The organism is Paenibacillus kobensis NBRC 15729 (genome assembly GCF_004000825.1).
GTDB lineage: Bacteria > Bacillota > Bacilli > Paenibacillales > Paenibacillaceae > Paenibacillus_T > Paenibacillus_T kobensis.
On the sequence record NZ_BILZ01000046.1, the window covers coordinates 1 to 18,908 of the forward strand.

An 18,908-nucleotide genomic window follows, 5' to 3' on the forward strand; every position below is an offset into this window, starting at 1 on the left:
CAGCTGCAGCGCGGCGGACAGCGCGCGCAAGCTGCCTGCCGCCGCCCGGCAGGCAGGCGGCCCGGCGGCGAGCAGCTCCTGCGCCTCGCTCAGCAGTGCCGCTCGCCCGCTGAGCCGCATTGCCACTGCGTTCACGAGGGCATCGTCCACTGCCGGCAAATCTTCGAACCCGTTCATATCCACTCTTTCAACACATTCCTGCAAAGATTTGTTCGGAGAACTATTCGCGGCCGCAGCGACGGAACGTACAAGCAGCCGAACAGCTTTGTCATCCCGGTCAACAATGCCGCCCTTACTTCCTATTCTCCAACGCTCGGCAGCATCTGCCGCAATGCCGAGCGGAAGCGGATCCCGCCACAACAGTATTGGACCGGTATCGCCTCCCTCACTCTCTTTGCCCGCTCGTCCTCCCCCAACCTGCCCGCTGCCGACTTTGTGCCCTTTGCCTTTCCCTCCATCATTCGCCTCCCGCTCTTTCCCGCTTCGGTAAAGGTGAATCTCCTCTCTCCCCTCCGCTGGACTTCTCCGCTCTTGCCGCAAGGTTCGCCAATAAGCAAAATCAGCCTCAATCGCAATAGACCAATGAACCTCCCATTTTCCCCGTTCGTGTATAACATACAACCTCGCTCTCATCTGCTAGCCCCTCTCTTCAGAGCAGTTGAACTCATCCATCCGAATCGCATGCCGTGAACGCCGCCATTAACGCCGCAAACGATTCACGTCATGAAACCATCCTTGAATTCGTCCCTGAAACGCCAAAAAGCACACTCCCCCGCCGAATTGGCGTAAGGAGTGTGCTTCACATCCCGTTAATCATAAACTATAGCAACTGCTTTCCCATTCATTGTAAAACAATCCTGCCGAAGCAGCAAGCGCGTTCATCATCCTCAACTTAGAATAACGGAAGCTTCGCAAGATCTTCCGGACGGTTCAAATCAACGAATACCGCATGCCCGGAACGGATAATGGACTCTCCCGCATGAGCATAATGACCGCCTGCACGTTCATGCGAGCTGGAACGGACAATTCGGAATTTATCCGGAGAAGAAGTTTCGACGGGGCAGCCATCCTTGGCCGCGAACCGGCCGACGATCGCTAACGTTTCTTCCGACGCGCCGCAATCGATGACGGTTATGCGGACATCTGTGCCAGAACGATGGGAGAACCAGTGAATCGAACGAATAAACCATTCCATTCGCGTCTCGTTATTTCGCGCGTACAATACATAATGCCGACTACGGCCCGTATTTCTGCGTATTCCATAATAACGGATTAGGTGCACCGACAACGCCGCAAGCACGTAGCTGCCGAGCACAAGCACGATGAGTGAAACCATCTCGGCCACCTCCTTATGCGACAATATATGCGCCGTACTGCCCATCGGTTACGGGCGAACTGGACAACAATCACCGAATAAGGCCGCTATCGGCCTTGCCGCTTCATCCTCATGCTCCTAAGTACGAAATCGAATGTTTGCTAAAGCAAGCTCATGCTCTCTCCATCTCGCAGCAGAAGCGCCTAGAATGATCTAGGCGCCCCATATTCCAGGTACTGCTTTGCATAGCCTTCGCCGAACGTTAACTCATTCCTTCTCTACTGCTCTATCCTTGCGGTCACCGTAACCTCGGCAAAGACAGCTCGTTCGCTACATCTCTTCCCTAGCCGTCTGCTTCCGCTTGCCGCCCAGCATAAGCTTCACTCCGCCCAATATGAACGCCAGCGAAACCAGTCCCGTCTGGACATAATTTTTAATTTCATACGTCAGGGAGAAGTCGTTGTAATAATCTTGAATAAGATCCACGCCTACTTGATCAAATATATAATAAGCGCCCAGCAGCAAAAGTCCGACGCCTACCCAACGCTTGCGGTTCATCAGCCCATCGACGATCGGTCTATCAACTAGCGGTTCATAGCCCGCTTCCGCACGTGATACCTGCTGAAGCGCATCAAACAAAGAGTAGCACCAGAGCAACGGCAGAAACATAAGGAACAGCGACAACCGGAGTGTATCAAGCAAATAGAAGGCCAGGAAAAAAGCAGCCATCAGCTGGAACCCTCTCCGCTGCAAGCCAAGATACATATGGCCGGCTCCCGGCAGAATCGACAATAGAATCGCGACCCAGCGGCTGCGCTTGCCATTCTCACGATGGCGCTCCCAATCCTCCAGCACCGACCGGTCCTCCAGAATCTCGCCCGCTTGCTTGCGCCCCTGCATCCTTACGGCATCGAACATGCTGTAAATCCATATGATCGGAAGCGCCCCCAGAAAGACCAGGAAACCCGATTGGTGCGACAGCACGCTGACGAACAAGATCATCATGAAGAGGCCGAAGAAGCCGACCATGAACGTCATCCCTCTCTGCAGCAGTCCGATTTGGAGATGACCTAGACCCGGCAGGAATGACAGCAATATCGTATAAAAACGTTCATTCGCATGCTGCGCACTGTTTCCATAGGACTGCCCGCCAGCATATCCGGACCAGCCGCCCACTCCACCGAATGCGCCCCCTGCATACGACGGTTCGCCGTTCATCTCCCCAGAACCGGCCCACGAAGCAGCCGTGCCTTCCCCAGCTCCATGCCCTGGCATGGGGCCGTTGCTAAAGCCAGTCCCCGCTCCAACGCCTGCCGCCCATCCCGCCGAATTGCCCGGGCCGTTATACAGTGCTTGTTGTCCGTGTACTCCCAAACCTGGAACCCGAGTGAACCGGAATAAACCGATCATAAGATCCGCCATCTGTACACACCACATGCCGAAGCCGATCAGCATACATACGATAAACGGGTCCCCGTCCCCCGACTCCATTGCCATCAGGATTCCAAGCACAATGAATCCAATAATGATCAGTGGGTATACAACCGTTCTTCCTTTTCTGCCTATCAAATAATGTCCAACGCCCGGAATAAACCCGAGCAACAGAATCGCTATCGGATTCATGATCCCATCCCTTTCTCATTCGAACTGTCTGCTGCACTTCCGGCAGCCTTCTCCGTCCATTGCTCCAGCAAGCCGACCGTATGATTCATCACTCTTTCCGTATAGGTCACTTTGTCCGATTGCTGCAGGGCCGTTTCGCCGTTTCTATATTCATGATGCTGCTCCGCGGATGCAGGAGTTCCCGCATCGATCGCTTTCCACAAGCCAGTCGACATCAGCAACAACGTGACGCACACTGCAATGGCGTAATGCAGAAAAGCTCGCCTGCGTTCACCGTCTCTTGCACGGCTTTTTAATCTTCTCTCATATTCGCCAGGTCTGCCTTCATCCGGCTTGGTGCCGCCTTGGCCATGCCCGGTTGCTGATCCCGTCGGCTTAGCTTCGTTTGCTCCGCATGAATAGACAGGCACCTCAACTACAGCTTCCATTACGGCATTCGTCACGCTGTCCGCACGCAGCCGGTTCATTAACGGGAATACCGCCTCATCAAGCGATGACAAAACATGCTCCCATCGCGCGAGACAGATGTCGCAACCGTACAGATGCTCCTCTGCTTGCTCCCGCTCCGAATCCGTCATCTCATCCAACAGGTATGCCCGCCATTGCTGTTCATCGCGATGCGTCATGTGCCATCCCCTTTCTCCCACTGTGACCGCAGCCACTGTCTGGCCCGGTACAACCGGGACTCCACCGTCTTCAATTCCACCCGTTGAGACGAAGCGATCTCTCTCTGGCTTCGTTCCTCGATATAGTAAGCATGAACCGTATTGCGCTGTCCCGCATTCATCTCCCCAATCAAGCCGTGAAGCCTTCTATCCCGTTCCTTGCGAATGAGCGTCTCCTCCGGTCCATCCGCCTGCGCCGCCATCCACTCTGCAGCTCCTTCCGCTTCCGCCGCAGCTTGCTCCTTCAGTGAAGTCCGCCGCTTTTCCCGGCGGCGCTCATCAATCGCTGCGTTAACCGCTATGCGCGTCATCCACGTCCGGATGCCATCTAATCTGCAATCAGGAAGAGAGAGATAGATACGCAAGAACGCCTCCTGCACAGCATCCTCTGCCTGTTCCTCATTGCGTAGCACCGCATATGCAGCTGCATACATCGACTGGCGATGCCGCTCGACAAGCTGCCGGAACAACGCTTGTTCTCCTTCAAGCACAGCACGAATAATGTCCTCGTCTCGAATCTCTCTCCCCCCTCTCCATTGAATAGACGAACGAGACGGCAAAACCTCTGCATGCCGGCAACATTTTTTTGCCCCATATACAAATAAAAGCCGTCCCCGGACAGCTTGCCTGCCCGTTGACGGCTCTTTACAGCTCTTACATGTACGTTCATACTCTGTGCCTATGTTACAAAGTCACCCAGCCGAACTTGATCGAATGAATAACCGCCTGCGTCCGGTCGTCGACCTCCATCTTTTGCAAAATGCTGCTGACGTGGTTTTTGACCGTCTTCTCGCTAATGAACAAATATTCACCGATCGTCTTGTTGCTCTTGCCTTCGGCCATAAGCCTCAGTACCTCGGCCTCGCGGCGGGTAAGAGGATTATCCTCGCTTGCAACGAACTTCACGCCCGCTTCCTTGCCTGCAGCTGCAGCGGATACGGCTCCCATCTCATCGAGGTACGTCATCCGGCGGAGCTGATTAATAAGCTTGCCCGTTACCTTCGGATGAATATACGAGTATCCGTTCATAACCGAACGAATGGCGTTAATGAGCGCCTCGGCCTCCATATCCTTCAGCAAGTAGCCGGTTGCGCCTTTGCGCAGCGTCTCGAACACGTAGCTCTCATCATCATGAATCGATAAAATAATGACTTTAATTTCCGGGAACATATCGCGGAGCCGCTCGGTTGCCACGACGCCGTTCTCGATCGGCATATTAATGTCCATCAGAACGATCTCGGGCTGCGTATGATTACAGAACTCCAACACTTGAATTCCATTATGGCATTCTCCGATAACTTCTAAATCCTCTTCCATATTTAGAATCCGTTTCAGCCCTTCACGGAAAAGCTGGTGATCATCCGCAATGAGAAGCTTGATCCGGCGTTTTTCGCCCGCTGCTTTCTGGTCCATCGTCATCTTACTCCTTTCTCTCCTGTGCGTTTACGGGAATGATGATCGAAATCTTCGTTCCCTGATCCTTAGCCGATTCGATCTCCAGCCTCCCCTCCAACAGTTCGGCGCGTTCCCTCATTCCGATCAATCCGAAATGGGAGCCTTGGTGCTGCGCAGCCAAATGTTCGCTCGACTCCACCTGGAAGCCGACTCCGTTATCCGCCACGAGAATTTTCACCAATTGCGCCTGATACGTCATTTCGAGGGACACATACGTTGCATTGGCATGTTTGATCACGTTGGTAAACGCTTCCTGGACTAGTCGGTAAATCCCTGCCTCCATTGCCGAAGGCAATCTGATTTCCCGCCCGATCGTTTCGAATTTCGTCCGAATCCGTGTTTTTTCTTCAAAGTCCTGCACGTATTTCCGCAACGTCGGAACTAATCCGAGGTCGTCCAATGCCATCGGTCGCAGATTGAAAATAATTTTTCGGATTTCCTCCAGACCAGAGCGTACCTGTGCCTTCAAGTCTTTTAATTCGTGCTGCACCATCTCAAATTCCTGCTTCACGATCATTCTTTCTGCAATTTCCATCCTAAGCACTAGATTCGCTAGTGATTGAGCAGGACCGTCGTGAATGTCGCGGGCCATCCGTTTGCGTTCTTCCTCTTGAGCCACAATAATCTTCAGCCCGATTAGCTGTCTGTTCTTGGCCGATTCCAATATCCGCGTCACTTGATTCAAGTCGCCGGACAAATATTCGAGCACGACGTTAATTTGGGAATGGATCGTTTGAGCTCTCTCAATAGACATATCGACATTCCGGACCCGTTTTTGCAGATCATCCCGGCGTGCCTTGAGCTGCTGTTCCTTTTCCGCATACATCATTTTCTCGACTTGGATCTGTGTTGCTTTATCATAGGCGTTTTTAATGTCTTGTTCATTAAATTTCACGAAATCGCGGCTAACCTCCGTCAGCCGAATACGGGCCATCCGGTACTGGTTTTCCAGTTCGTCGGCCTTATCGATGACTTCGCCCGTCTCCTGTATTACGGTGTCCAGTTCGAGCTCCAATGCTTGAAGCTCCTGGCGCGCGGATTCGCATATTTCGAATATCTGAACCTTCGAGTCTTCCATGACTCGTATCGCATTGCTAATTACGTTATTAATATCGTGTATTCGATTATCCATCCGCACCGGGGTCCTTTCTATGTAGGAGGGCTAGCTCTATTATAGCAAATCTGCCCCCCTCCTAGAAAACCATATATTCCCTTGCCGTGGCAATCGTGCTTCTTACCTATTGTTGGCCCGTTTGTGCTATGCGTGACATTACTTAATCGTTACCGTCTTCGTCGTTTGCTCCCAGCCTACTGACAATCCGAGCTGCTCCGAGATGAGGCGAAGCGGCACTAGCGTCCGGCCTCCGCGCAGAATCGGCTCCGCAGCCGCGGGCTGCCGCACACCGTTAACGACCAGGTCGGTGCTGCCGATTCGCAGCTCCAGCATCGTATTTCCGCGAATGACCGTCACTTTCTTCTGCGCTTGATCCCATTCGACTTGCGCCCCCATCGAGTCCGCGATGAACCGGAGCGGCAAGTACGTTACACCGCTGAGCGCGATTGGCGCTGCATCCAGTTTCACCGTATTCCCGTTGACTGTTGCTGCCGTTTTGTTAATCGTCAACTTGATCGCTGGACGTACCGTCTCCGGTACAGCCGGCGGGTACAGCATCGTCATATCATCGATGATTACGGAACCTTGAACCGCCCGCTCATCCTGTCCCTGCGCGATATTGGCGACGTACAACCGCTTAACCGTAACTGGCGATGTGAGGCCATAACTGGTCAGATCGACCGTCAACGTTTTCCATCCGGTCCAATCAATCGATTTGGCCAGATCGATATAGCTTAGCTTGCCGTTGGCGTCTTTCACCTCCATACGGAGCCAGTTAAAGCTCTGGTCGCCGTATACGTCAAGCTTGAGGCCGGTCGGCGTTCCGCTTACCGGTCTGCCGCTGTCGCCAAGCGCCGCATAAGCAGCCAGCGTCTTGCCCGAACCGATGCCGCTTGTGAAATCATACGTCAGTTGCAGCCCCTGAGAGGACGCTGCCTTGCCTTCAAGTCCGGTAACAACCACAACGCTGCCTGACGCGCCTTCCGTTCCTTGGAACGTAATGCCGTAGCCGACTTTCTCGAACGTCTCCCACATCGTCGCCGCAGAGCCTTTCGTCAGCGTCAGCATAGCCGGGAACCCGTCATACCGGGCAATGGCATATCCGGCAGCCGCATTGTCGCTCACGCTCTTAACCGTGAAACCGCCGTTGCCCGCTTCAGCAGTGAATCCTTTATACTCCCACTTAACCAATTCGGAAGGAATTGTATAATTATGTCCGTCTTTTGTCGTAATTTTTAACGATGCAGTAATTTTGGCACCTGGGTCTAACGTCGCGCCCGATGCATCGATTGACATGCTCGCAATTTGATCGGCGCCGATGACCGTTACCCCTTGCTCGCCAGTTACGCCTGCCGCTGTCACCTGCACTTTGCCGGATCCAGACTTCAGCGCCGTCAAAGAGCTTCCCGTGAACATGCCCAGCGAGCCATCCGTTTTCCACTGCGCCTGCAGAGTCGAAGCGTCGACTGGATTATAGTAGCTGTCATATGCCTTCACCGAGTAAGGTACGGACTGGCCAATGAACAGAACGGTTGGGCCGCCCGGAAGCAATCCAGCCAGCTTGCCCTGTGGAGCCGTGCTGAATACGCCAATGCCGTTGGCTACCGGACGCAGGTAAGTGCCGCCCGTTGTCGGATGAGCCGTTTTCAAGTCAAATTCGCCAAGAGGACGCTCCACCATCGTCGTTGAGCCGCCGCCGTCCATGTCCACGCCTTTCCAGACGCCTAGCGCAACCATGGACTCCTGCAGCTCCTTCAACGACATGCCGTTGCGCGTAGACGTTCCTTCAGCCGTCAGAATGAGCACCTTCTTCGAATCCTTCGTATACCCGACTGCCGTCCGGTACACGGCACTTGCGCCGCTTACGCCGCTAATATCGCGGGAGAACGTTGCCGCCTTGCCTTGATCGACGAGAATCGTATGGCCGCCGACCATCATTTGGAATGAAGCTGCGTCCGTCTTAGCGCCAGTCGTCTGCGAGACGAGGCTGTAATCGCTCGTAACCGGCGAGCCAACCTGCAGATGCTCGCGGATGAATTTCGCACCTGTTCCATGTGCACGCAGAATATACCCGTCTGCCGGCGGCTGCATCGGCAGCGTGGTACCGTCATCGACAATCTGCTGAACGATGCCGCCCTGCACGAGCACCTCCGTTGGCGTGGAGCTGCTGTCCTGCGGACGCGTAGCCGCTGTCCAAGCGCTTGTATATACGTAAATCGAGTTCGTATGGCTATAGCCTTTATCCGGCTCTGTACGGTAAGCCGATTCGTTCATCCCCCTGATCGGGAATGTCGTACCGTCCGCCGCCGTCACCAAGCCGTCAAAGCTGTACAAATCAATCGACGGCACTTTATCCTTGGTTAGTCCAAAGGCATACATGCCCTTCAGTTCCATCGGTCCCGACATCATCGTGCCGCTCGTAATTTGCGGGCCCATCGGCGAGTGCTCCGTACCGCTGCCCGTCTGGAATACGTCACCGTTAATTGCGGCTACTGCGCCAGTTTCCTTTGCCATATTCAATACGTTGTTTAAGTTGGTTACCGTATTATTTTTACCGCTGATCGCGTTCAATTGAACATAAGGGTTCGTTAGATCAACCTCGATCACATGCAGGTTAACCGTCCCGCTGCCCGTCGAAGGCGTCCACTCGTAGTCCAGCCGGTTAACGCCTGATGCGATCATGTTCTGCTTCTGCAAAGTAAGCTTCGCGTTGGCTGCTTGAATAACGGCCGCCGCCGTTCCGGACGTCGACGCCGCTTGCGATTGCTGGGCTTGCACCGTTTCCGCGTAAACAGCTGGCGTTCCGAATTGGAGCGTCTGCAGCAGCAGCGCCCCTCCCAATGTAACAATAATGAGCTTGGAAGCTCCTCTATTATTCGTCTGACGATTCTCGTTGTTGCTGGATCTCATCTTGATTTCAACTCTCCCATCCTAGAACTCTACTTCATTATAGACTGCCGGCTCGATAAAAAGTTACAGGTGATAGAATAACTCTATCATCCTATTACCCAATATTAGAAAACCTCTATCGATGTTTGTATAAAGAATGACTAAAAAAAGACTATCTCCCATCGATGCCACTAATGCAGCATGTCCAGGAGATAGTCTTGAAGTTCGTTCAGAGAGACAACCGATTAGGATTGCAAGAATCCGACGTAGGTCAGCATGCGTTGAATCATGATCGCCGCTTCCGCGCGCGTCGTATTCGCTTGCGGTACGAACGTCGTCGATGTAACACCTGTCATGAAGCCCGTATAGACCGACTTCGCAACATCTTGCTTCGCCCATGTGCCGATTTGTTTGCGGTCCTTGAAGCGTTGCAAGTACGTATCGACCGACTGCGGCAGCGAGACCGTTGCGCCTGCATAAGTAGCAGCGCGATTCAACATTGCAGCCGCTTCTTGGCGGGTAATAAAGCTGTTCGGCTTGAACGTGCCATCCGAATTGCCCGTCACGATGCCTGCCTTCGATACAGCGCCGATATAAGCGGCAAGCGCCGTACTCGTATTCAGATCGGAGTAGGCTCCGGCTGCAGTCTTGTCACCGGACAAGCCAAGTCCGCGTGCAATAAACATGGCGAATTCGCCGCGCGTGATTGGTTTATTCGGTTCGTACTTCGTCGTCGTGCGGCCTTCAACGATGAACTTGTTCGCAAGCAGCAGAATGCTGTTGCTTGCCCAGTGCGTGCCAAGGTCGCTGTAGCTGACGTTTCCTTTGATGACAGCGAAATCGCCGTTTCCTTTGCGCATGAACGAAACTTTAGATCCGGTGTTGCCGTTCGCCGCTACTTTCGTCGGCACATACGACAGCACATTCGTTGCCGGATCGACCCATACGACAGCTGTCTGGCGCGCCGTCATCGTAGTCGTCGTATTCACGCTGACGGTCACGTACTTGCTGAATGACGGCAGCTCTTTCGCTACACCAGCAACCATTACATTCGCCTCAATGTGTATTGGGCTTACAAACGTAACGACACCGGAACGATTCAGCGCACTTGTCAGGCTCGCGGTCAGATTCGGAGCTGATTGATCAATCTTGATGACGAGATAGCCCGTCGTTCCGCCAACGTTCAGTATCTTCATAATCTGATTGTAATCAAGCCCCGAGCACGGAATCTCATACGTGATTTCGCCGTACTTGATGATGATTACAGGAGATCCGCCAACATTTTTGGCATTTTCCAGCGCTTGCAGCGGAATGGACGCCAATCCCGCCTTCTCCGTAGCCGGAATGCTCAGCAGCACTTTCGGCGAATCCGCTCTTATCGCACGCGCCGCCTTGAAGCCATTATTCAAGCTCTCTTCAATAACGGTATACATGTTCGCCGATTGTCCGCCTGGCGAAGTAGATGAAGTGACTGTGTAATGAGCCGATTGAAGGATGATTGCTCCTTCCGGCGTCGCTTCAAAGTTGCCGTTTGCCGTCCCGCCAGATGATCCAGTGTTGGTACCCGTGCCCGATGGAGTCACATTAATGACAGACAGATTGCTGAACGACCCCATCAGAACGCCGGACGAATTACGAAGCCCGCCTGAATCGGACGTATAGCCAATCGTCACTGAATTCGTCGATGTAATAGCCGTATAAAGCGTCAGAACGACTTCCGAAGTACTTACCGATACGGATGCGACTGGTGCCGACGTTCCGTTGATTTTGACCGAGAACTGGCTCACTTTCGGAACATAAGACGTGTTTAGCGTTTCACCGAATACGATTGTCAGCGAGGAACCATTGATTATCGCCTGTCTTGTGCCCGATGTAGTACCGCCCCCCGACGTGCCATTCACGGAAGCTTGCAGTCCGCTGAAGCCAACCGCTGTATTGCCGTTCAAATCACGCAAGCTGTTCGAGCCCGGAATATAGGACACAAGGACCGTCGCGGTGCTCACAACCGAAGCAGACAACGTCAATACCACCTGATTGTTCACTAGCTCAACTGCCGTGACCGTTCTTGCTTGTCCATTTACGACTACAGAATAGGATGCTTTGCCCGGAATCGCTGTCGTATCCAATCCTTCATTGTATGTCAGCGTCAACTTGCTGCCGCTAACGGACGCCGACTGGACGACCGGGGCCGTCTTATCGGACGCATTCTTCAGATAGAAATCGATGAACGCTTGAAGCGCGTTGCCATTAGAATCCACGACCGGATAGGAGCCTTGCGAATAGCTGATCGATACAGCCGTACCTTCAGTTACAGTCGTCCCTAATGTGAAATAAAGGTAGTTACCTCCTGTGTGGACTTCGGATACATAAGTCGCATAGCCGTTCAGTTTGACCGTGAACTGACTCGTGGCATACGTATTCGGTTCAGCCATCGTCTGATTAAAGTTCAGAATGACGCTGTTGCCGTTCACCGTTCCGCTAACCGGCTTCGGTAATGTCGTATCCAACGTGTTCGTAATTGAGCGCGACGTAAGATTCACTGCCGTATTGCCGGACAAATCTTGAATCGCCTTATCACCTTTCGCATAAGTCAAAGTGACGGTTTGTCCGAACAATACCCCGTTAATTAACGTGAGTGAAACTGTCGTCCCCGACACGGCTGTCGCAATAACTGCGCGTGCCTCGCCATTCACCGTAACATAAAAGCTGCCCGGCTGCGGCACGACGTTCGGATCGAGCTGCTCGTTATACGTCAACACGATTGTGGAAGATCCGGACATCGTTGCATTTGTCAGCGTTGGTGCCGTTTTATCCGTTCCAATCGTGCTGAACGCCCATTGCACTTGATTTTGAATGCCGGCGAACCGATTGCCCGCAAGATCCACAATTGCGTTGTTGCTAATTTCAACGTAATAGCTCGCCGACGAAGCGAGCGATACTTGGGGCGTAATTATTACTTTGCGTGAATCCGTTGCATCCACTGCTATGGTTGCCTCAATTGCAGTTGACTGTGTGCCAGTTTTGCGGATCATGACACTGCCCGCAGGCTGCGCGACACGTACCGGCTCGTTAAACATGATGAAGATCGGCGCTTGCACGCCGACACTGTTCGTCCCGTTGGCCGGCGTTAGCGTACTAATGACCGGAGGTGTCGTATCACTCGATACACGGAACGACCAATCCGTAGCATTCGATATTCCGTTATAATAGTTGCCCGCCATATCACGGAATGCTTGCTCACTAATTTGGACATAGTAGGACGTGTTCGCTACGAATGCCGAATGGTCAATCGTAATTTTGTTCGTCCCTCCGCCCTTCACACTTGGCGATGTGACCGGAATGGACTGGAATACCGCGTTCGTCAGACTATTCTTGATCGTTATCGTACCGCCGCCCGGATATACTGACTCGTTGAATGTCATGACGAGACTCGCTGATTCCGACGCCACGTTGCTGCCGTTACCCGGAGACAATTCATTAACGACAGGTCTCGTTGTGTCGACTGCCATTGCCGTCGAGAACGTCCAATCCGATGCAGATACGATTCCTTGATAGCCTATATTGTTGTCATTCTTGAAGATACCCGGATCAATTAATACATAATAGCTGTTATTCGGTTCAAACTCGCTGTGCCCGATTGAAACGACATTGCCTGCAATCGATACATATCCCGAGTTCACATCGATCTGTTGGAAGACGCTGTTGTCCCCGATACGTTTAATCGTTATGTTGCCCGAGCCGCGCGACAAGGATGTTGCACCTACAACCGTCAATGACAATGCATCTGTACGGTTTACTCCAACCGAATTGTTGGCAGGAATTTTATTTACAGTCATCGGTGCGGCAGTAGTTGTAAAGCTCCAATATCCGCTTCCTGTATAGCTGTTGCCTGCCCCATCCTTGAACGTCCCAGCTGGCACACTAACCGTGTAGGTGCTCGATGCTTGCAAAACGCCTGGATTAATTGTGATCGCATTCGTACCGCTTCCGGTTACGGTTGCGGCGCCTACATCAATCGTTTGCGTGTCGCCGCCCGAGCGGGTCAATGTAATATAACCGCTTGCAGCGTATACTGGCTCGTTGAATGTAATTTTCAACCATGCCGCTGTCGAAACATCGGAAGCTCCGGAAGCCGGTATGAACTCTGTTGCATATGGAGCTGCTGTATCGGTACCTGCAACGTTAAACCGCCATGCGGTAGCATCACTTAAGCCCGCATAGTTCGCGTTATTCGATACATTGACGAAAGCACCTTGATCGATTCTAATGTAATACGATATCCCCACACCTAATGTCTTCGGCATACTGATGTTTGCTACATAACCTGTCGCATCCATCGTTACATATGCAGAAGCTGCCGAGATCGTATTCACTTCTTCGTTCGTATCTACCCGTCTGACATGGATGTACGAAGAGGCAGCACCTTTCGCAACCGGCTCGTCGAAGGTTACTTTCAAGTTCACGTTTCCAGGCACACCAGTTTCACCATTGCCTGGATAGGTGCTTACAACAGCGGGGCCGTTCGATGCCGCCTCCGCCTTGCCCGTGAAACCTGCCCACGCGGAAATCCCGGCAGTCTGCAGCAAGAGTGCAGCAATAAGCAGCATTCCTATCAATCTACGATTACGTTTCAATTATCATTCACTCCCCAGCAAGACAGTCGTATATATTTTGTCGGTATTATTGGGAGTAAAGTTTAGGTTGGATATGAAAAAAGACCGGATCGCGATTCGCGATTCCGGTCTTGATTCGTCCTATAAATTAAGCAAGTGCATCGGCTTTGAGCTTCTCCGATTTGTCGACGCGCTCCCATGGAAGGTCGATATCGGTGCGGCCGAAGTGGCCATAAGCTGCCGTTCTAGCGTAGATCGGACGGCGAAGATCGAGCATCTTGATGATGCCGGCTGGGCGAAGATCAAAGTTTGCCTTGATTACTTCGACAAGCTTCTCTTCGCTCACTTTGCCCGTACCATACGTATCGACGTTGATCGATACCGGCTGCGCTACGCCGATTGCATAAGCAAGCTGAATTTCGCATTTATCAGCCAGACCCGCTGCTACGATGTTCTTCGCAACATAACGAGCTGCATAAGCTGCCGAGCGGTCGACTTTCGTTGGATCTTTGCCGGAGAACGCGCCTCCGCCATGGCGAGCATAACCGCCATACGTGTCGACGATAATCTTGCGGCCCGTCAGACCAGCGTCGCCTTGCGGTCCGCCGATAACGAAACGACCCGTCGGGTTGATGAAATATTTCGTTTGCTCATCGAGCCATTCCGTTGGAACGACTGGCTTGATGACATGCTCACGGATGTCCGCTTGAATTTGCTCCAGCGTTACTTCCTCCGCATGCTGCGTCGAAACGACGATCGTGTCTACGCGAACCGGTTTGCCTTCGACGTATTCGATCGTAACTTGCGTCTTGCCGTCCGGACGGAGATAATCCAGTTGGCCATTCTTGCGCACTTCAGACAAGCGGCGCGCAATACGGTGTGACAGCGCGATCGGAAGCGGCATGAGCTCTGGCGTCTCGTTCGTTGCAAAACCAAACATTAGACCTTGGTCGCCAGCGCCGATATCTTCGTTCTCTTGCTGTACGTCTTTGCCTTCACGCGACTCAAGTGCTGCGTTAACGCCTTGCGCGATATCTGCCGATTGCTCATTAAGCGACGTCAGTACGGCACAAGTGCTCGAGTCGAAACCATACTTCGCGCGCGTATAACCAATATCCTTAATCGTACGGCGCACGATCGCTGGAATATCAACATAGTCTGCGCTGCTGCTAATCTCACCAATAACAAGTACAAGCCCCGTAGCAACCGAAACTTCGCACGCTACGCGTGCGTTCGGATCAACTTCAAGGAATGCGTCAAGCACTGCGTCAGAGATCTGATCGCAAATTTTGTCCGGATGGCCTTCCGTAACCGATTCTGAAGTAAACAAATGTCTGCCCTTCAACGACATCACATTAACCTCCTAAGCTCTTTCTTTACTTTATTATACGCATAAGTACGTTGTGTCTACAAAAAATGAACCTTTTCCGGGTGGAAAAGGTTGTCATAAGCAACTCTTCTAAAACATTATGATACCGGAATGACTACTACCTGTCAATGTAACGAAGAGGAGCCATTCAATACAGCCTCCGCTTGCTGAACCAGTCTGCGCGTAATTGCACCTCCGACTGCCCCTGCTTCTCTAGTCGCAAGCTGCGACCATGGAATATAGCCATTCGCTACTACGCTGCCCCCTCCATTGCCGCCAAATTCGCTCGCAAATTCAGTATCTTCGCCATGTAACGACACAGAATGCTGAACGAGACCTAGCTCCGCTGCGATCTCATACTTCATTTGATTAATCGCTTGTCGGCTTTGCGGCACAACCTTTTGATTCGAACGACCCATAATAAAAGCACCTCCGTTATAAATGTTAAGATTGTTGTTGCCTGTGCTATTATCGTGCGCCTTGTGGCCTATGTTGAAGCGTATAACCTTTTGTCATCGAGGGAAGGATTAGGATAGTTTGGCACCTGGCCTAACGAAAGACGGCCTCCGATTACCGGAGACCGTCTTGGATTAGAAAACCTATAAAAGATTAACAATAGCTGAAGCAACTGCTTATTGACTTACTTCAATTCGTACTGTCCGCGTACAAGAACGGTAAGCCCGTTCTTCTGGGCCGGATCCGGCATGACGCCGCGTCCGCCGCGAGGGAATAAGATCAGATGATTGTTCGGCACGGTTTTGCCGTTCGTAATATCTTTGCCGTCAGTCAGATCGGAAATGCCGTTCACATCAGCGCTGTAGACGACAGCCTTGCCGGCTCGGACGACGAATTCAGCCCCGTCCTTCGCAATCAAAGTCTTGCCTGCAGGTACCGAAACGACCACGACTTCATTCGTGTTCGCTGCGGCAAGTTCCTGTTTCAGCTGATCCAGCATTTGCTGAACTTGTTCCATACTCAAGCCGTTCCCTGCATTAGCGACAGCTTGATCGACATAGCTTTTCGTTACGACTGGATCATTCACGGATCCAGGGCTTGCGCTGTCATCTGCACCGCTTACTTTACCGTCTTGGAACTGTAGACCAATGCCAGCGGCAATAATAACTGCTGCCGCTATACCTGTCATTTGTACGAATCTTTTTTTCACGCTGCTACCTCACTTTAGAGATATAGATTAGAAGGCGCAACATTCATCTTGTACGTTCCGATCAGCTTCTTGTGCCCTTGATATTGATCGTAGACGTTCAGAGTGAATTCACGGAACAGTAGTCCCCACAGCTTCTCGTCGTGGAAAGATACAGACGAATCCACATCGGTACCGAGCTTTAACGCACCGTCGCCCGTTTCCAGTTCAACTGCTTTTTCTACTCTCGTATCTTTATCGACGATCTCGAAGACTACTTGATGTTTGTCCGCCAATTTCTCGTAAGTAATCCATTTGCTTAACGTGTGGTCAAAGTTTAACTTGAAATCATAGATGTCTTCTTGGGCAAGCGACAAGTCGTCCAACGTCAAAATATAAGGGTTGATCTCCATTTTCTCGAGCGTTGTACTAACCTTTGTTGTTTCTGCAGGGAGTTCGTATTGTACCCCTTGAACGAATCCCTCTGCTTTGCCTTCCCCGGTCAGGAATGATCCTCCTGCGATGCTTTGGCCGACCAGGAACTTCATATTCGAAGTGTCGTAGCTTTCTGGGAATTGTGCAGAAGCCATGACTAGCACCTTACCGTTAGGCGTAATCTTAGTGTCGACGTTTTTGAACGTCGTCTCGATATAGTTGCCGGTGTTCGTTTGGAAGAAGGCTGACAGATTCGGCAGTTCCGCAAAGCGTGCTTCTTTGTTCTGAAGCTCGAATTCGGTGTATACAAGCTTCGTCTCATTCGTTTCATTGTGGTATACGCCTGATTGTACAACTTTAAGAGACGACTTTCTGCCCGTACCAATAATATCGTACGTATCGTTCGATTTGATTAGTCTTGGCGCAAATTGGCTTGCGTTAATTTGGATTCGTCCGAGAGACTTCGTATTGGATGCAGTGCCGTCGCCTGATCCAATTTCGCTCAATTCTATCGTTACATTATTTAAGGTCGTAGAATATGGTATCTTGGTCGAGATATAGACATGCGAAGATGTATTCGACTCCAACGCGTTATTCGTATCGGTCTTAATCGATACGATGTTCTTCTCATCGACCTTCAAGCCATTAATAATAAACGTCGCTTTAACATTCGGTATTGTTTTAATCGATGGTTGAACGTTACGAATCGTAATGTCTGCATTGATTAGATCCTCACTGCCCCATGGCAGACGGTCAACCTTGCCTACGGATAGTTCAAACATACCTTGTTCCGTCATTCGAAGAACAGAATTTCCGCTGGCTGTCTCTTGATTCGGCTTAGGAGGAACGCCGAATACACCCAAGATATAGCTATTCTTAGACTCCTCCACCGTCTTGCGAATAATGAGCTTTGCGTTCTCTGCATTCACATTGGACGGAAGCGAGAACTGCAAATATTGCTCCTTCTTGATCTGCGGCGACAATTCAACTGCATCCGTAGATTGATTGATTGCAGGGTACAGGGCGCCATTCGAAGCTAACAGTGTATACGTGTAGCCCGATAGTTTCACTGCAGACTTGCCGGCGTTGTTCAGATCCACATACATAGACAACGTTTGCGTATCACCTGACGTCTCATAATAGGCTTCTCGAATGAGCGTGTCGACCTTCTCGCCTTCGACCGTTATTGGTGCAGTCTTGCCGGCAGGAGTGAAGCTATTATTGCCTGTGATCGGTTTAATCGTATACGTGGCAACCGGATATTCCGTCTTCGATTCTCCGCTTGTTTCTGTGACGATCAACTGCATATTATTATCGATCTTCGTGCCAGACAGAACGCCATACAGTTTAATTTCCTTAGAGACCCCAGTTAAAAGAGTAGTCGTTGTTCCCGCATCTACGTCAAGTTTCACCAACCCGCCGCCAGGGCGCTTCAAGCTGAAAGATAAAGTATTCAGATCAATCGGCGTATTGCTATAGTTCGTAATGCGGAACGTATTCATCACTTCAATCTTTCCTGCAACATTCGTAAATGTAGAATTAGCCAGAATGGTGCTCAGCTTCTTGCCGCTATTCAGTTTGACAACCTTCCCTGTTACAGCCGGAACAATTGGATTGTAACCGCTTGGAACAGATACTTCCGACACTTTCAACGTATAATCGGGTTGGCTGAAATCCCACTTGATCAAAGAAAACTTAAAATCAGATAGATTCGACTGATAATTGACACTTGCAGAGAAATGCAGGTCTTGATATGTATTCGGCGACACTTTCCCTTTCTTCGCGTCGCTTTCTTGAAGCGTCAGTTTATATTTTGTACCGGTCTTGGTGTACAGTTCTAGATTATAATCGTTAAAGTCCAATTCCTTGTTGTCGCCATTATAGATGGTAGCCGTAAAATATAACGTCTTCTCATTGACGCCATAAACAAATTGAAAATCTTGAATTTGTATGCTGCTTTTGCTCGATACTTTCAACTTCGGAATAGCTGTAACAGCTGCGCTCGTTTTGACAGTCGCCGCTTGTGCGGTCGATGGTACGAATTGCAGCGGGGTCGTAATACTTAATGCGGTTAATGCAACTGCGATACCGAACTTCTGTGCCTTCTTCATTCTTGCACCCCTTTAGTTAAATGTTCCTACTTTATTTGACGCTTCAATCTGCCAAAATGTTTCTCTTTCCTGCTGCATTCCTACGATTTCCTATACAATTCTTATCATTTATTTTACAGCGACTATATGAACGGAGAATGAACAGAGGCCTTGCTAAGAATATAACGACTTATTTTGA

General features: G+C 51.2%; 13 protein-coding genes. All 13 read right to left on the bottom strand.

Annotation, left to right across the window (positions count from 1 at the left end; translation table 11 throughout):
• On the bottom strand, positions 1 to 633 hold a 633-nt coding region (locus tag PKO01S_RS21360), incomplete at its 3' end, for a hypothetical protein (RefSeq protein WP_164779703.1).
• Positions 634 to 892: 259 nt separating this feature from the next.
• Positions 893 to 1,336: a hypothetical protein gene (locus PKO01S_RS21365; RefSeq protein WP_127533470.1), complete on the bottom strand. Its 444-nt coding sequence runs from the start codon at positions 1,334 to 1,336 to the stop codon at positions 893 to 895.
• A 309-nt stretch (positions 1,337 to 1,645) separates the two neighbouring features.
• The gene (locus PKO01S_RS21370) at positions 1,646 to 2,938 is read right to left on the bottom strand and encodes a hypothetical protein (RefSeq protein WP_127533471.1); all 1,293 of its coding nucleotides are present in this window, start codon (positions 2,936 to 2,938) and stop codon (positions 1,646 to 1,648) included.
• Positions 2,935 to 3,564, bottom strand: coding sequence for an anti-sigma factor (locus tag PKO01S_RS21375; protein ID WP_127533472.1), 630 nt, complete (start codon positions 3,562 to 3,564; stop codon positions 2,935 to 2,937). Before PKO01S_RS21375 ends, PKO01S_RS21370 begins: the two co-directional genes overlap by 4 nt.
• Positions 3,561 to 4,073 (bottom strand): RNA polymerase sigma factor, encoded by a 513-nt coding sequence (locus PKO01S_RS21380; protein WP_127533473.1) that lies wholly within the window; start codon positions 4,071 to 4,073, stop codon positions 3,561 to 3,563. Before PKO01S_RS21380 ends, PKO01S_RS21375 begins: the two co-directional genes overlap by 4 nt.
• Before the next feature lie 214 nt (positions 4,074 to 4,287).
• Positions 4,288 to 5,016 (bottom strand): response regulator, encoded by a 729-nt coding sequence (locus PKO01S_RS21385; protein ID WP_127533474.1) that lies wholly within the window; start codon positions 5,014 to 5,016, stop codon positions 4,288 to 4,290.
• Between the two features lie 7 nt (positions 5,017 to 5,023).
• Positions 5,024 to 6,190 carry a sensor histidine kinase gene (locus PKO01S_RS21390; RefSeq protein WP_127533475.1) on the bottom strand — a complete coding sequence of 389 codons (1,167 nt, stop codon included), beginning with the start codon at positions 6,188 to 6,190 and terminating at the stop codon, positions 5,024 to 5,026.
• Between the two features lie 138 nt (positions 6,191 to 6,328).
• Positions 6,329 to 9,082, bottom strand: coding sequence for a stalk domain-containing protein (locus PKO01S_RS21395; protein ID WP_127533476.1), 2,754 nt, complete (start codon positions 9,080 to 9,082; stop codon positions 6,329 to 6,331).
• 224 nt (positions 9,083 to 9,306) lie between these two features.
• Positions 9,307 to 13,695: an Ig-like domain-containing protein gene (locus tag PKO01S_RS21400; RefSeq protein ID WP_127533477.1), complete on the bottom strand. Its 4,389-nt coding sequence runs from the start codon at positions 13,693 to 13,695 to the stop codon at positions 9,307 to 9,309.
• Between the two features lie 127 nt (positions 13,696 to 13,822).
• On the bottom strand, positions 13,823 to 15,025 hold the full coding sequence (metK, locus tag PKO01S_RS21405) for a methionine adenosyltransferase (RefSeq protein ID WP_127533498.1): 1,203 nt from the start codon (positions 15,023 to 15,025) through the stop codon (positions 13,823 to 13,825).
• Positions 15,026 to 15,168: 143 nt separating this feature from the next.
• A complete protein-coding gene (locus PKO01S_RS21410) occupies positions 15,169 to 15,462 on the bottom strand; it encodes an alpha/beta-type small acid-soluble spore protein (RefSeq protein ID WP_127533478.1) in 294 nt (97 codons plus the stop codon).
• 221 nt (positions 15,463 to 15,683) lie between these two features.
• Positions 15,684 to 16,208 carry a hypothetical protein gene (locus PKO01S_RS21415; protein WP_246070673.1) on the bottom strand — a complete coding sequence of 175 codons (525 nt, stop codon included), beginning with the start codon at positions 16,206 to 16,208 and terminating at the stop codon, positions 15,684 to 15,686.
• 14 nt (positions 16,209 to 16,222) lie between these two features.
• Positions 16,223 to 18,730, bottom strand: a complete 2,508-nt coding sequence (locus PKO01S_RS21420; RefSeq protein WP_127533479.1) for a hypothetical protein — start codon at positions 18,728 to 18,730, stop codon at positions 16,223 to 16,225.
• Positions 18,731 to 18,908 lie beyond the last annotated feature (178 nt).

Bases quoted from the DNA above. Each gene is read 5' to 3' on its own strand.
- PKO01S_RS21375 (WP_127533472.1), bottom strand. From the start codon at position 3,564: ATGACGCATCGCGATGAACAGCAATGGCGGGCATACCTGTTGGATGAG.
- PKO01S_RS21365 (WP_127533470.1), bottom strand. From the start codon at position 1,336: ATGGTTTCACTCATCGTGCTTGTGCTCGGCAGCTACGTGCTTGCGGCG.
- PKO01S_RS21385 (WP_127533474.1), bottom strand. From the start codon at position 5,016: ATGGACCAGAAAGCAGCGGGCGAAAAACGCCGGATCAAGCTTCTCATT.
- PKO01S_RS21370 (WP_127533471.1), bottom strand. From the start codon at position 2,938: ATGAATCCGATAGCGATTCTGTTGCTCGGGTTTATTCCGGGCGTTGGA.
- PKO01S_RS21410 (WP_127533478.1), bottom strand. From the start codon at position 15,462: ATGGGTCGTTCGAATCAAAAGGTTGTGCCGCAAAGCCGACAAGCGATT.
- PKO01S_RS21420 (WP_127533479.1), bottom strand. From the start codon at position 18,730: ATGAAGAAGGCACAGAAGTTCGGTATCGCAGTTGCATTAACCGCATTA.
- PKO01S_RS21390 (WP_127533475.1), bottom strand. From the start codon at position 6,190: ATGGATAATCGAATACACGATATTAATAACGTAATTAGCAATGCGATA.
- metK (WP_127533498.1), bottom strand. From the start codon at position 15,025: ATGTCGTTGAAGGGCAGACATTTGTTTACTTCAGAATCGGTTACGGAA.
- PKO01S_RS21395 (WP_127533476.1), bottom strand. From the start codon at position 9,082: ATGAGATCCAGCAACAACGAGAATCGTCAGACGAATAATAGAGGAGCT.